This window comes from Amycolatopsis taiwanensis DSM 45107, assembly GCF_000519205.1.
Classification (GTDB): Bacteria; Actinomycetota; Actinomycetes; order Mycobacteriales; family Pseudonocardiaceae; genus Amycolatopsis_E; species Amycolatopsis_E taiwanensis.
In genome coordinates this window covers 55,177-69,571 of sequence record NZ_JAFB01000032.1, presented here as the reverse complement: position 1 = coordinate 69,571, position 14,395 = coordinate 55,177, and the positions used below count along the sequence as shown (strand labels likewise).

The 14,395-nt window shown below is 68.4% G+C and carries 9 protein-coding genes and 1 pseudogene; 6 read left to right on the top strand and 4 right to left on the bottom strand.

All coding sequences use genetic code 11. From position 1 onward, the window contains the following. The first annotated feature begins 64 nt into the window (after positions 1-64). The 3 genes from A3CU_RS50020 to A3CU_RS0124735 all read left to right on the top strand — a co-directional run bounded on the left by A3CU_RS50020 (position 65) and on the right by A3CU_RS0124735 (position 5,889). The gene (locus tag A3CU_RS50020) at positions 65-628 is read left to right on the top strand and encodes a flavin reductase family protein (RefSeq protein WP_052372106.1); all 564 of its coding nucleotides are present in this window, start codon (positions 65-67) and stop codon (positions 626-628) included. Positions 629-743: 115 nt separating this feature from the next. Beyond that, complete coding sequence (locus tag A3CU_RS0124740; protein WP_027944574.1) at positions 744-4,529, top strand: NACHT domain-containing protein; 3,786 nt, start codon at positions 744-746, stop codon at positions 4,527-4,529. A 181-nt stretch (positions 4,530-4,710) separates the two neighbouring features. After that, positions 4,711-5,889: an MFS transporter gene (locus A3CU_RS0124735; RefSeq protein ID WP_052372102.1), complete on the top strand. Its 1,179-nt coding sequence runs from the start codon at positions 4,711-4,713 to the stop codon at positions 5,887-5,889. A 1,018-nt stretch (positions 5,890-6,907) separates the two neighbouring features. On the opposite strand, the gene A3CU_RS54665 is transcribed toward A3CU_RS0124735, so the two are convergent. The 4 genes and pseudogenes from A3CU_RS54665 to A3CU_RS0124715 all read right to left on the bottom strand — a co-directional run bounded on the left by A3CU_RS54665 (position 6,908) and on the right by A3CU_RS0124715 (position 10,574). Then, entirely contained in the window at positions 6,908-7,747 is an 840-nt protein-coding gene (locus tag A3CU_RS54665) for a cobaltochelatase CobT-related protein (RefSeq protein WP_052372100.1), read from the bottom strand. 303 nt (positions 7,748-8,050) lie between these two features. Then, positions 8,051-8,665 (bottom strand): annotated as a pseudogene (locus A3CU_RS54660) (cobaltochelatase CobT-related protein); the annotation flags it as partial. Then, positions 8,662-9,606 (bottom strand): AAA family ATPase, encoded by a 945-nt coding sequence (locus tag A3CU_RS0124720; protein ID WP_027944572.1) that lies wholly within the window; start codon positions 9,604-9,606, stop codon positions 8,662-8,664. The pseudogene A3CU_RS54660 and the gene A3CU_RS0124720, both read right to left, overlap by 4 nt. A 125-nt stretch (positions 9,607-9,731) precedes the next feature. Beyond that, the gene (locus A3CU_RS0124715) at positions 9,732-10,574 is read right to left on the bottom strand and encodes an IclR family transcriptional regulator (protein WP_245617313.1); all 843 of its coding nucleotides are present in this window, start codon (positions 10,572-10,574) and stop codon (positions 9,732-9,734) included. A gap of 177 nt (positions 10,575-10,751) precedes the next feature. Here A3CU_RS0124715 and xsc point away from each other — a divergent pair, with 177 nt between their 5' ends. The 3 genes from xsc (at position 10,752) to A3CU_RS0124700 (ending at position 14,336) form a co-directional block, all read left to right on the top strand. After that, positions 10,752-12,506, top strand: coding sequence for a sulfoacetaldehyde acetyltransferase (gene xsc, locus A3CU_RS0124710; RefSeq protein WP_052372129.1), 1,755 nt, complete (start codon positions 10,752-10,754; stop codon positions 12,504-12,506). Positions 12,507-12,575: 69 nt separating this feature from the next. Further along, positions 12,576-13,610 (top strand): phosphotransacetylase, encoded by a 1,035-nt coding sequence (locus tag A3CU_RS46450; RefSeq protein ID WP_052372127.1) that lies wholly within the window; start codon positions 12,576-12,578, stop codon positions 13,608-13,610. Beyond that, positions 13,611-14,336, top strand: a complete 726-nt coding sequence (locus A3CU_RS0124700) for a sulfite exporter TauE/SafE family protein (protein ID WP_027944569.1) — start codon at positions 13,611-13,613, stop codon at positions 14,334-14,336. Positions 14,337-14,395: the final 59 nt, after the last annotated feature.

The window sequence follows — 14,395 nt, the reverse complement described above, 5'->3', positions numbered from 1 at the left end:
TGCACGCCACACTTGACCGATACCCTCGTCCCGGCACTGCCAATCCGACTCAGCGGAGGACAACGTGCTCGCCGACTCCCCAACGCTGACCTTGCCCGATCCAGTTGCCGACCAGCCATGCGAGACGACCGAGGAGTTCAACCGGGGCGCCCGTCACCTTGCCAACGGGGTAGCCGTCATCACGGCGTGTGACGAGCGCGGAGCACGTGCCGGAGTGACGAGCACGGGCCTGTGCACCCTCGGCGCCGAGCCGCCGACCCTCCTGGTCTGCGTGCCCCGGCACACCGGACTGGGCGGCCTGCTGCCCCGTGTCCGGCGCTTCGCCGTGAACGCCCTGTCCCGGCGGCAGCGGGACATCGCGGAGGCCTTCGCCGGCCTCCGGCAAGGAGATCGGTTCGGCTACGGGCGCTGGTCCGTCGCCGGTGCCGGCTCTCCGATGGTGGCGGGCGCGCTAGCCTCGTTCGAGTGCGCGGTCGACCTGCTTTACGCCTACCCGAAGCACCTGATCGTGGTGGGCACCGTGCGAACCGTGATCCGCACTCCGGACCCCGAAGGACCGCTGGTGTACTCCTCCGGCCAGTTCGGCCGCCTCGAACTCGCCGGAGCCGCCGCGCGCCCGGCGCCGTGACCGCGGCGCACCAGCAGGCGCCTCACCCACCCAGCACCGCGGTTGCCGATACGCACCCCCAAGCGCCCGTGATTCGCTAGCGTAGCGGCCAGAACCGCAGCGGGCGGAGGTGCCGATGGCGGCGGCAAATGATCCGGACCAGCCGGTGACGAACGTGGTTTCCGGGCCGGTGACGGGTATCGTGATCCAGGCCCGTGAGATTCACGGCGACATTCACATGCACCGGCTTGCCCGGGCGGGTTCTCCCGGCGACGACCGGCATTCCCTGCGGGACGCCGTGCACGCGATCACCGTGCCGGTCTCGACGGGATCGGATGCCATGACCGGTTTCTTCGTCACACCGAGACTCATCCTGACCGTCGGCGGCGACCAACGAGACCGCCTGTCTCTGCGGAGCTCCGATCGGGAGAACGGTATCCACGCGTTCCTGGCCGGACCGCCCGAGCCGAACGATCCCCTGTGGGTGTGGGGATATGTGCAAGGTGTTCCCCGCTGGTCCACCCTCTACCTCGACGGTTCCTCCGCGGAAACCCCGGTACGACTCCGGGGAAACGGGCTGGGACCGGGTCTCGACGGCGCCCCGGTGATCAACTGGCGTACGGGTGCCGTGTGTGGCGTTCTCGGTGCTACGGACCCGAGTTCAGGACGCGCCGTTCTCCTCCCGATCTCCCTCGCGTTGAGCACCTTCCCCGAACTCGCGCGTGTGCACGATGGCGCGACCCGTAATCGCGTGTGGCTCGACCACCTGGATGATTCCCAGCTACACGCGGGTGGTTGGCGCTATCCCGGCCGACGGCTGCGCATGTACCTCGACGCGGCGATGCGGGCCGATCGCGAACATCCCTATGTATTCCGCCTTCCCACCGCTCCCCCGCTGTCAAAGGTCTATCTTCGGCAGCAGGCGAGCCCCACGCGGAACGAAGACGACGAAGCCACGCTCGACCGCATAGACGTGGACAGCCTGCTCGATCGGTGTCGGGATGCTTGCCTGGTGGGCGATCCCGGCGCGGGCAAGTCGAGCCTGGTTCGCCATCTGACCGCGGCGAGCGCCGCCCGCTGGCTGGCGGAAGGCCGTGGCGAGTTCGTCCCGCTCCCCATCGCCGCCGAAGCTCTTGCCCGCAACCGAAGCCTGCCCAACGCACTCGCCGAAGCGGTCGTGAGCCAGCTGAACCTGAAGCTGAGCCATGAGCAGTTGGTCGAGATGTTCGGCCGAGCACCGATGGACGGAATTCCCTGGCTCGTTCTCGTGGACGGCCTGGACGAGATCATGAACCAGCAGCGCCGGCGCAACGCGCTGTGGAAGGTCATCGACCTCCAGGGGAGCCCGGAATACCGGTTCCTGGTCACCTCGCGCCCGGTCGCGGATCTCGCGGTGGCCTGGCGGAACAATCGCCCCACCTTCGTCATCGAACCCTTCGACCGCGGCCGGTTGCGGGACTTCGCCCTCCGGTGGTTCACCGAACTCGGCCACGACGATCCGGCCGCGAGCGCACGGGCGTTCCTGGCCCGGGTGGACCGGACCAAGCTGCGAGACATCGCGGGCCTGCCGCTGATCTCGACCATGCTGTGCGTCCTCTACGACACCAGCCCCTCCGCCGAACTGCCGAACAACCAGGCCGAGCTGTACGACCAGTTCGTCTCCTGGCTGATGGGAAAGCTTTCCACGTCGGACACCCGCGCGCGTTTACGTGCCCGCGTCGCGCCCTATGGTCCCGTGGCTGAAAGCGCTGTCGACGAGTTGCTCGACGGCCTCGAAAACCTCATTCAGGACCTCGCCCACGACCGTCAGGGACTCGGTGAAACGCGGTGGCCGGAAAACGCGTCGGTGGCCGCGTGGCTGGCGACCCGGCCCGAAGGCCGGCCACCCGCGGCGATGCCCGCCGGTGAGTGGATCGAGATCATCGGCGAAGCGCTTCGGGCAAGCGGTCTGCTGGTGCAACGCGGCGCCGATCTGACGTTTCTGCACCAGACGGTCGAGGAGTACTTCGCGGCCGGCCGGCTGGCGCGCGACTGCCCGGATCCCCGCACGCGCGCCGGACGCCAGCTGGTGAAGCCGCAGCACGCGTGGCCGTGGCCGGACCTGGAGGTGAAGACCTTCCTGGCCGCGCGCTGGCTCCAGCGCGGCGCCGACCTGCACCGGCCGCTCAAGAAGCTGCTCAGCCGCCGTCATCGCAGCAACAACGTCGGTTTCCTCGTCGAACTGACGCGCCAAGGACTCGCCCTCGACCCGAAAAGCCGCGCCCGGGCCATCGCCACGCTGAGCGAGCTGTTGGCCGATCCCACCACACTCAACCAGGACTGGCAGGTCCATGCGCAACGACTCGGCGAGCTGGACCCCGCCACGGCCGCCCGCACCCTCGACGAGCTCGCTCGTTCCGGCACCAAACCCGAGAACATCCGGTTCGAGGCGGCCAACCAACTCGCGCTGCTCGATCGTGATCGAGGCCTGGGCACCATGGAAGACCTCACCGTCGAGCCAAGCCTGAACACGACCACACGCATGGCCATCGCCCGCCTCGTCGTCCGGCTCGACGAAAACCGCGGGACGGCGGCACTCGCCCGCCTTGCCGGGCTCCGCGAGTTCGGCGAGCACCGGGTCGAAGCGGCCGCGGCCGTGGCGGCACGCGACCCGGGACGAGGACTCCCGCTCCTCAATGCGATCACCGGCGACTCCCGGGTCCCCGGTCCGGCACGATTGGTCGCCGCGCAAACCCTGCTCCGGCACGATTCGAACACGGGCATGCAGGCGCTCGCCGCACTCGCCCAAGCTCCCGAAGCCGACCCACCCACGCGGATCGACGCCGCTTCGCACCTCATCGCCGTCGACCCCACGACCGCGGACCTGCTTCTCTCGCAGCTAGCGAATGATCATGACCTTCCCGACGACCTCCGCGTGCAGGCCGCGCGGCTGCGCATCGAGCATCTGGGACACCCACCGGCCCTCCTCGCCGAGTTCTCCGAAAACGCCGACAACGACATCTCCTTGCGCCTGAAAGCAGGCCACGAACTCGGGAACCTGGACCCCCGGCAAGGAGCGACGGCCCTCATCGCCCTCGCCTCCTCCGTGTCCGACGGCGCCACCACACTCGAGGCGCTCGAGCAAGCCGCGACGTTCGACCCCGTGCGGGCCGTGGCGCGGTTGACCGAACTCGCCTCGCCCGCAGAACCCACGCCCATCGATCACCTCGCCGCCGCGGCCGCGGTCGAGGACATCGCCGGGCCCCCGCATGCGCTTCCGCTCTACCTTGCGCTGGCCGAAGACGACCGGACCGGCGGCAACCTTCGCCTCAAGGCCGCCGAGGCGGCACTGGACATCGACCGCCGGAGCGGGCTCGCCGTCATCGCCCGCCTTGCCCGCAACAAATCGATAGCCGGCCCGACCCGCGTGGCCGCTGCCGATCAGGTCGCCAAACACGACATACGGCAAGCCGTCACCCTGCATGCGGAACTCTGCGCGGACACCTCTCTCAGTGTCGATCTCCGACTGCGCGCGGGCGAGGCCGCGGGCCCTGCCGGGGTGGCGCCACTCATCCAGATGAGCCGCCAGTCCAAAGTGGATGGGCAGGCGCGCCTCTCGGCGGCCATGGCGGCCCTGAAGCGCGATCAGGCCCGCGGTGTGGCCGCGCTCGCGGCCATCGCGTCCAGCCCCCAGGTCGCGAGCGCTACTCGCCTACGCGCCGTCGAACTCGTTCCGGACAAGAAACAAACCCTCCGGCTCTATCTCGAACTCGCCGAGAACCGCTCCGCTGATGACCACACGCGGCTGTCCGCCGCCACGGCGGCGGCCGAAATCAATCGGCGTCTGGGCGCCGCGGCGCTCAGAAAACTCGCCGACAGCGCACAGCTCGGCCGATCGGCCCGCCAGACCGCCCTTGAACGAGCCGACCGCTACCAGCGCTGACGCAGCACCGGACCCGAGGCGACCTCACCAGGTCCGCCACTTATGTCCAGTTTGGACATTCGGTGCCGGAGTAACGCCGGTGCGTTGGCAGGCCGGGGGCCGTGGCTGTGACGGTGCGTGGCGACGGTAATGTCGGTATTCCGCCGGTGTTGAGGGCTCCTGCTTCCTACCGTCGGTCGGTGTGAATGCTGATCCTGCCGTCAATACCCCGGTCGCCGCTCAACTGCGTGGTCCCGTCGCATGGTTCATGTCGCTTGCGGCCGCGCTGGGCACGTCCACGATCTACCCGTTGCAGCCCGCAATCGCGGACGTGGCGGACTCGTTGGGCTCCCCGATCGCCGCGGTCGGAATCGCGCTTGCGTGCGGGCCGGCCGGCTACCTGGTCGGCCTCGGCCTTCTTGTCCCCCTGGTCGACCGCTTCTCCCCGGCGCGCGTGGTCGCGGCTCTGTTCGGGGGCCTGGCAGCCGCGCTGGCGTTGAGTGCTGCTGTGGGCGGCGTGTTCGTGCTGGGGCCGGTGACCGGCCTGATCGGAGCCTGCTCGGTAGTGGGGGCGAGTCTCAGTTCGCTGGCGAGCCGGCTGGCTCCTCCGCGTCGACGCGCGACGATCCTCGGGATCGTGACCGCTGGGATCTCGGCCGGGATCCTCGCCGGCAGGATCCTTGGCGGTTGGCTTGCTGACGAGATCGGCTGGCGTGGCATGGTTTTGGTGTTCGCCGCCGCCTGTGCGCTCGTCGCACTCTGCTCGCTGGTGGTGCTCCCGGCCACGCGGGGTGGAGCCGAGCGCGGCTACCTTGCCACCTTGCGCTCAATTCCCGGACTGTTCGTGCGCCATCCCGCGCTCCTGCTCGCGGCAACCCGTGGTGCCTTGTGGTTCTTCGCGTTCTGCGCCGTGTGGGCCGGAATCGCAGTAGCACTCTCCGAACCCCCATATTCGTACTCGGCAGAGCGGATCGGCCTGTACGCCCTGGCTGGTCTCTCGGGCATCGTGGCGACACAGGTCGCCGGCACCTGGACCGACCGAGTGGGCGCCCGGCGCGTCCTTCTGACGGGCCTGGTACTGGCGGGGGTCGCTGCGGCTGCCGTCGGCTTCACGCTTGCGAACACCGTCGTGACTCTTGTCTGCCTGGCGCTCTTCGATGCCGGCCTCTTCGCCGCTCAGGTCGCTAATCAGAGCACCGTCCTGTCCATCGACCCCGCCGCCCCGGCACGTTTCAACAGCGCATACATGGTGGTGTACTTCGTGGGCGGAAGTCTCGGCACCGCCTTCGGCGCAGCAGCGGTCCCATGGCTCGGCTGGCCGGCCACAGCCACGATCGCCGCAGCGGCCATCGGGGTAGCATTCTTTATGCGGCCCGGGTGAAGGCCCCAGGTGGCAGCAAGGCTGACGACGAGTCGTGGGTTGTCCACATTGGTGCTTGGCGCCGCGCCGTGGATTGGTTGATCCCCGCAGCGTTTAGCGCAAAGTCACCTGCGACCCCACCTCCGGCGCAGTCCTCGACGTCGGCCGCACCCGCTACCGGCCACCCGCCGCCCTCGACGAATTCATCCGCGTCCGCGATCGAGCATGCCGGATGCCCGGCTGCCATCGACCCGCCCAAGGATCCGATGTGGACCACGACCGAGACTACGGGCGTGGCAAGAACGGTCCTACCGACAAAGAAAATCTCATCTGCCTGTGCCGTGTACACCACCGTCTGAAGGACATCTCCGGATGGGTTTCCGCCTGGACGAAGCGACCGGAGAACTGACGGTGACGACCCCGACCGAGCGCACCCACACCACCTGGTTTTGGCGTTCTTGCCGGAACCCGGAACTCGTCACAAACCCAGAACTCACCTCCCCCGCCCCAGAACTCACGCACCTGAACCCAGAACTCGCCCTCCTGAACCCAGAACTCGCCCTCCCGAGCCGGGGACACGCCGCACCTGGCGTGTCCCCGGTCCAAGCACCCGAGTTCCCGGTCCAGGCACCCGAGTTCCGGCTTGGGAACAACAGATACCGAAGGCAGGATTACCCCGGCAACGTTGCGAGACAAGCCGCCGGGACCGTCACACCCCCGACGGCGCGACGAACTCGTGCCCTGAACCGGGGACACGGGCTCCTGAGCTAGGAACACGGCGGCCTGAAGCCGGAACACAGCGGCCTGGAGCGGGAACACAGCGCCGTCGCCACCGGCTGAGCACGCGGTGGCGGCGGGCCGCGTAGTCACCGGCTTTTCGCCCTACCCGGACCTGAGCGAGGTCACCGAACTGGTCCGCACCGGGCAACTGCGGTACCTGTACCTGACCGCCGTCCCCGGACTGCCCCGGCGTGCTCGGCGAACGCGCCGACTGGGCGCGTTCCCACTGCACGCCGGTCCAGCGCGCCGACTACCACGGTCAACCGACCGGAATGACCCTGTTCGACTGCGCGCCAGGGGTTGGCCGGTAGGCCGGTCGCTGGCCGGCGAATGCCCCGATCACCTCGTCGACCATCACTTGATCGACCCTTGCGGTGGCGGGAAGGACAAGAGACCGCGAGAAGTATCGACTGAGATCCATCCCCAGACTCAGCGCGAGGACCTCGACACCAGTCTGCTCGGCCGACTCGACGGCGCGGGCGAGGTCCGCCTCCAGGAAGCCTTCCGGGTTCGAACTGGCCGTCGCACTGTCCGCCGGGCCTCCATCGGAGACCACCACCAGGATGTTCCGGCCGGCCGGGCGGGCGAGCAGGCGGTCGGCGGCCCAGCGAACCGCTTCGCCGGCCAGGCCTTCGCGGAACAGGTCCGCCTTGAACAGACCTGCGATACCACGTCGAGCACTCCGCCATGGAGTGCCGGCATCCTTGAAGACCAAGTGCAGGCGATCGTTGAGTCGTCCGGGTGCGGCCGGTCGACCGGCGCGCGACCAGTCGCGGCGCGACCGGCCGCCGTGCCACGCCCCGGTCGTGAAGCCGAGCACTTCGGTCTCGATATCGAGTTCGTCCAGTACCCGGGCCAGCGCATCGACCAGGACGGCGGTCAATGGCACGTGCTGCTTCATCGATCCGGAGCAGTCGAGCAGGAAGGTGACGTTGACGTCCGTCGTGTGGACGGTAGCCGTGTCCCGGAAGATCCGGGTCTCGTTCGGCGAAACGACAAGGGACGCCAGTCGACGACCGTCGATGTATCCGGTGTCGAGGTCGTGATTCCAACCGTGCGTAGCGACGGTCGCGAGGGACGCTGTCAGTCCACGCAGCATTCTGGAGCGGTTGAGGCGGGCCCGCCGGATTAGAACGTCGAGTTGCGCCCGGAACTCTTTCTGCTGCGCCAGGCGTACGAGTTCCAGTACTGGACGCTCGCGATCGTGAACCGTGGTGTAGACCCGATATTCAGCTAGACCGATGTGAGGTTGACCGCCGGCAATCGCGGTTGTGCCGGCACCTTCTGGGCCTGACCCTCGTAGAAGATCGGCGAGCGCTCGCTGGCCCGCGGAGGCCCTACGTCGCGCAGGTCCGGCAGGGGCGCCGAGCAGATTCCCGATGTCGGCGGAGAATTGAGCGGCCAGCGGGGCGAAGTCCGACTGAGTGGCGCGTGTCCGGCTGATCCGGGCGATCCTCGGACCGAACTCCGGCGCCAACGCGGCCCGCACCGGTTCGATCGCTGCTTCCACCAAAGCAGGCAGAGGAAAGCCGGTGATATGCGTCCAACTCAACGCGGCAACGGTTTGCAGGAGCAGCCCCGAGCTCGTATGCGTCAGACCACTACCATCGTTGGCCACAAGCCAGTGTTCCACTCGGTGCCGGACGTTGGCGGCCACGCCCAGGAGTTCCGGCGGAACCAGGGATTCCACCCGAAACTGTTCGAGTTGGTCGAACACGAGTTCAGCGGCGTCGCCTCGTGGCCGATACCGCAGGTGCGTTTCCGGATCCGAAAACCTGGTTCGCAGCGCGAACCCGTCTGCGGCACCGCGCAGACATGGTAAGTCGTCCTCCGCGCTCAAACGCAAATGAGGCGCCAGCATTCCGATCGGGTTTTTGCCTCGGTGTGGTCGGCCACCACGGAAACCCAGCTGCGAGTCCCGGGCGAGAGCGCGAGCCGTAGTCGCTTGCAGAGCACCGAGGTGCAGGGCGACCCGGGCGGCGGCCCGGTCGGCGAGTGGCTCCCCCGCCGCGGTCATGCGCTCGCGCGTGCTTCGGGGGCACGGCCGAAGCACCGTTGGAAATACTCGTCCACGATTTCCTGCTCGAACTCCGGGCATTTGTTGGTGAAGGTGACCCTGAGCGCCAGCCCCAGATCTGCGAGGAGGCCGGTGTTCTCCGCCCAGGTGACGACGGTCCGGGTGGACATCAGCGTGGAAAGATCGCCGCACTCGTGGCCGCTGCGGGTCAGGCGCGCCAGCTCCACCATGGCCTCGGCGGTCGGCCCGTCCAGCGCCGGCACCTGCCCACGAACGATCCCGACCTCGACCTCGGCCGGTAGATAATCCAGCCGCGCCACCAGGTTCCAGCGATCCAGCTGTGCGTGGTTCACTCGTTGGACACCGTGGTAAAGGCCGTCGCGGTTGCCCAGGCCGACTGTATTCGCCGTGGCGAAAAGCCGGAACCCGGCGTGAGCTTGCAGCACCTCGTTGCGTTCGAGGAGAGTGAAGCGCCCTTCGCCCTCGAGCAGACGCTGGATCACGAACATGACGTCGGGACGACCTGCGTCATATTCGTCGAGTACGAGAGCGATCGGACGCTGCACCGCCCACGGCAGGATTCCCTCCCGGAACTCGGTCACCTGCTTGCCGCTGCGCAGGGTCACGGCATCACGCCCCACGAGCTCCAGCCGCCCGACGTGGCCGTCAAGATTCACGCGGACACAGCCCCAGTTGAGTCGTGCGGCTATCTGCTCGATGTGCGTGGACTTGCCCGAGCCATGCCGCCCGTGCACGAGAACTCGTCGGTTGTGTGCGAAACCGAGAAGCAGAGCGAGCGTTACCTCGGGATCGAAGCAGTACGCCTGGTCGGCCTTGGGCGTGTGGTCATCAGGTTCGGAGAAGGCCGGGACTTTCAGGTCCAGATCCACTCCGAACACTTCACGCGCACTGACTGTGGCGTCAGGTGTCCGTGTGATCATGGTCGGCTTCTCCTTCTGTGTTGTTCAGAACGTGTTCGGGTAGCCAGGCCGTGACTTTGGTCGTCGGCTGCCGGTTGACCACGCTGGCGGCCTGCCTCCCCGCCCACGTGCAGCGTTGTGTCGTGTCACCAAGCGTGCTCATCTTGCGTTTTGAATAACCCTCCATCCTCTGCGGCGTCGGCGCCGACCTCGTGGCGCCCGATCGCCTCAGCGGCCCGCCGCAGCGCGGGCAGGGTCGTGGTGACGTCGTCGAGAGACAAGCGCATCACGGGTGCTTGGACGGCAACTCCCAGCACCGGCTGGCCGCCGTCCTCGCGCGGCACGGCCACCGCGACACAGACGAGTCCCGGCAAGAACTCTTCATCGTCCATGGCGTAGCCCAGTTCCGAAATTCGCGCCAGCTCGGCCTCCAGCGCTTCCGGGTCGGTGATCGTCTGCTTCGTGTAGCGCTTGAGCGGTGCGTGTCCGATGAGCTTGCGCCGCTGCTGGACGGGCATCTGCGCAAGGAAGAGCTTGCCGCTGGCCGAGCAGTGGATCGGGACGCGCGAGCCTGGGCGCAGATAGAACCGCAACGGCTCGGGTGTCTCGACGCGGTCGAGGTACACGACCTCCCCCCGCGAGAGCGCGGTGATGTTGCAGCTTTCGCCCAGCTCTTCCACGAGATGCCGCAGGATCACGTGGCGGCCGGCGTTACGTGAGTCGTTGAGCAGGAGGTTCTCCGCGAGCCGGTGCAGCCTCACCCCGGTGACGTAGCTGCGTCCGTCGGCTGCGCGCACGAGCAGGCCCGCGGACTCGAGCTGCTGCAACATGCGGTGCAGCGTGGGCTTCGGGAGCCCGGTCTCGTTCACCAGCGTCGGCAGGGACACCTGGCGGTCGCTGGCCGCAATCAGCTCGAGCAGTGCGAACAGCCGCAATGCCGGGGTGTCGCCGGACAGCGGGCTGTCCGGCTCCTGGATCGGTTCCACCACTTCCCCTCTCCGTCTCGGAAAACAGTACACCTTGTCTCGTTCTCGGCAACAACCCGTTGACTTGCCCGCAACCTCGCACCTACAGTTCGGCTCAGACTCAAATTTCGGAACGTAACGTTTCATATTCCGTAACCCGAGGGAGCGACAGTGAGCGAGCGAGCGACGGGGCCGCAGAAGATGACCCCTTCGGAAGCCTTCGTCGAGACGTTGGCGGCCAACGGCGTCACCGAAATCTTCGGCATCATGGGCTCGGCCTTCATGGACGCCATGGACATCTTCGCGCCCGCCGGCATCAAGCTGATCCCGGTCGTGCACGAGCAGGGTGCCGCGCACATGGCCGACGGCTACGCGCGGGTCAGCGGCCGGCACGGTGTTGTGATCGGCCAGAACGGCCCGGGCATCAGCAACTGTGTCACCGCGATCGCCGCCGCGTTCTGGGCACACAGCCCGGTCGTCATCGTGACCCCGGAAGCCGGCACCATGGGCATGGGCCTGGGTGGCTTCCAGGAGGCCAACCAGCTGCCCATGTTCCAGGAGTTCACGAAGTACCAGGCGCATGTCAACAACCCGGCCCGGATGGCGGAGCTGACCGGACGGGCCTTCGATCGCGCGATGTCGGAGATGGGCCCGACCCAGCTCAACATTCCCCGTGACTACTTCTACGGCGAGATCGAGACGACCATCCCCGCGCCGCAGCGGCTCGACCGGGGTCCCGGCGGCACCCGCAGTCTCGACGAGGCGGCCGATCTGCTCGCCGGCGCCGAGTTTCCGGTGATCGTGTCGGGTGGCGGGGTGGTCTTCGCCAACGGCGTCGAAGAATGCCGGGAGCTCGCCGAGCGGCTCGGTGCCCCGGTCGTCAACAGCTACCAGCACAACGACTCGTTCCCGGCGAGCCACCCGCAGTGGTGCGGCCCGCTGGGCTACCAGGGCTCCAAGGCCGCCATGCGGCTCATCGCCAAGGCGGACGTCGTGCTCGCGCTCGGCACCCGGCTCGGCCCGTTCGGCACCCTGCCGCAGTACGGCCTGGACTACTGGCCCAAGGACGCGAAGATCATCCAGGTCGACGCCGACCACAAGATGCTGGGCCTGGTCAAGAAGATCGACGTCGGTATCTGCGGCGACGCCCGGGAGGCCGCGGCCGCGCTCACCGAACGGCTGCGCAAGCGCACGCTCACGTGCGACTCCTCCCGCGACCGCCGTGGCGCGGAGATCCGTGACGAGAAGGCCGCGTGGGAGGCCGAACTCGACGCCTGGTCGCACGAAACGGACCCCTACAGCCTCGACATGATCGCCGAGCAGCAGGCCGAGGAAGGCAACTGGCTGCACCCGCGGCAGGTGCTGCGCGAACTCGAGAAGGCGATGCCCCCGCGCGTGATGGTGTCGACCGACATCGGCAACATCAACTCCGTCGCCCACAGCTACCTGCGGTTCGAGGAGCCGCGCAGCTTCCTCGCGCCGATGAGCTTCGGCAACTGCGGCTACGCGCTGCCGACGATCATCGGGGCCAAGGTCGCCGCCCCCGACCGGCCCGCGATCGCCTACGCCGGCGACGGGGCGTGGGGCATGAGCATGGGCGAGATCATGACGGCTGTCCGCCATGACATCCCGGTGACCGCCGTCGTGTTCCACAACCGTCAGTGGGGCGCCGAGAAGAAGAACCAGGTCGACTTCTACAACCGCCGGTTCGTGGCGGGTGAGCTGGAGAGCGAAAGCTTCGCGGGCATCGCGAAGGCGATGGGCGCCGACGGGATCGTCGTCGACTCCCTCGACGAGGTCGGGCCCGCGCTACGCCGCGCCGTCGACGCACAGATGAACGCGGGCCGCACCACCGTCGTCGAGATCATGTGCACCCGCGAACTCGGCGACCCGTTCCGCCGGGACGCCCTGCGCAAGCCGGTGCGGATGCTCGAAAAGTACCGCGACTACGTCTGATCGCCCACCGGCGGGGGCGGCCTCCTCGTGGCGCCGCCCCGCCGCCGATCCGCAGAAAGCGTGCTCTCCGTGTCGTCCTCCCCCGCAACGACCGACGAACTCCCCCTCCACGACCGCTGGCTCGGCGTGCTGTCCGGCACCCGGCCCACCGTCGCCCTGGCCGACGGCGACGACCCCCGCGCCGTGCGGGCCGCGGCCTTGCTGCACAACGAAAACGCGGTACGGCCCCGGCTGATCGGCCTACCGGACGCCATCCGCCGCACCTGCCACGAGGTCGGCGTGCAGCTACCCGATGACCTCATCGTCGACGTTCGTGACCTCGCCGGTGACCCCGCTGTCAACGAACACATCACGACCCGGCTCGCCGCCCACCCCGAGCGGATTTCGGACGCGCTGGCCGACCCCCTCGCGGCGGCCGTCGCCGGCGTGGCCACACACACCTTCGACGCCTGCGTGGCCGGCGCAAGCCGGTCAACGGCCGACGTCCTGCGGGCGTGCCTGCGCTACGCCGGGCTCGCCCCGGACGTCACGACGATGAGCAGCTGTTTCCTGCTCGTGCTGCAGGACGGCCGCTGCCTCACCTTCGCCGACTGCGCCGTGGTTCCCGATCCCTCCGCCGAGGAGCTGACCGACATCGCGATCGCCTCGGCCCGGACCCATCGCGCGTTGACCGGCGCGGAACCCGCCGTCGCGATGCTGTCCTTCTCCACCCTCGGCAGCGCCATGCACGAACGCGTCGAGCGTGTGCGCCGCGCCACCGCCCTGCTGCGGCGACGAGCGCCGGAGCTGCGAGTGGATGGCGAGCTCCAGTTCGATGCCGCGCTGGTGTCGGCCATCGGGCAGCGAAAGGCACCCGGGTCGGTGGTGGCCGGCAAGGCCAACGTCCTCGTCTTCCCCAACCTCGACGCCGGCAACATCGGGTACAAGATCGCTGAGCGGCTTGGCCGCGCGCTCGCGTTCGGCCCCATCCTCCAGGGCCTTGCCGCACCGGTGAACGACCTCTCCCGTGGCTGCAGCGCGGACGACATCTCCTCGACCGCGCTGCTCACCGCTGTTCAAGCGCAGCAAGCCCGGTCGGGGGCGCTCGCGGGTGGCGACGGCTGAGTGGACCTGCTCTTCGCCGCCGTCGCCATGACCGCCTCCGCGCTCGTCGGCGGCGCGACCGGGTTCGCCGCCTCACTTCTGTCGACGCCCGCGCTGCTGTTGCTCGGCTACGACGTACCAGTGGTGGTGACGGTGAATCTCGCCGCCACGCTGCTGTCCCGATGCGTTGTGGTGTGGCGGTCCTGGCGCGAGATCGAGCCGAAACGAGTCGGCCTGCTCGTGGTGGGCAGTGCACCCGGCGCTGTCCTGGGCGCGCTGACCGCCGGGGCGATCCCGGCGCACGTCCTGCGGGTGTCAGCCGGCGTGCTCGTGACGCTGCTCGGGTTGCTGTTGTTCCTGCCGGCCAAGAACGAGCGCACGGCGGGACCCGGGCGGCCGATGCACGTGTTCACCGGGCTGTTCAGCGGTTACCTGGCAACGTCGGTCTCCCTGAACGGGCCGCCGGTCGCGGCGCTGCTGGGCCGGGTGCACCTGCCCGTGCGCACGTTCATCGCCAATCTGGCGTGCTACTTCCTGACCACGAACTCGATCTCCCTGGTCACCCTGACGGTGACCGGTGCCATCCCAGGGCACGGGCTCCTGCCGGTGCTGCCGCTCCTCGTGGTGGCCGCGATCGTGGGCAACCAGCTCGGCACCATGGTGTCCTCGCTCATACCACGCAAGGCGTTCACCAGAGTCGTCGCGGCGCTGATCCTCATCTCCGGGTTGACGACCGCGCTGACCTAGCCACGCCGCCACCGAGCACGGTCCGGACCTCGCGCTAATCTGACCGGACCGGGACACCC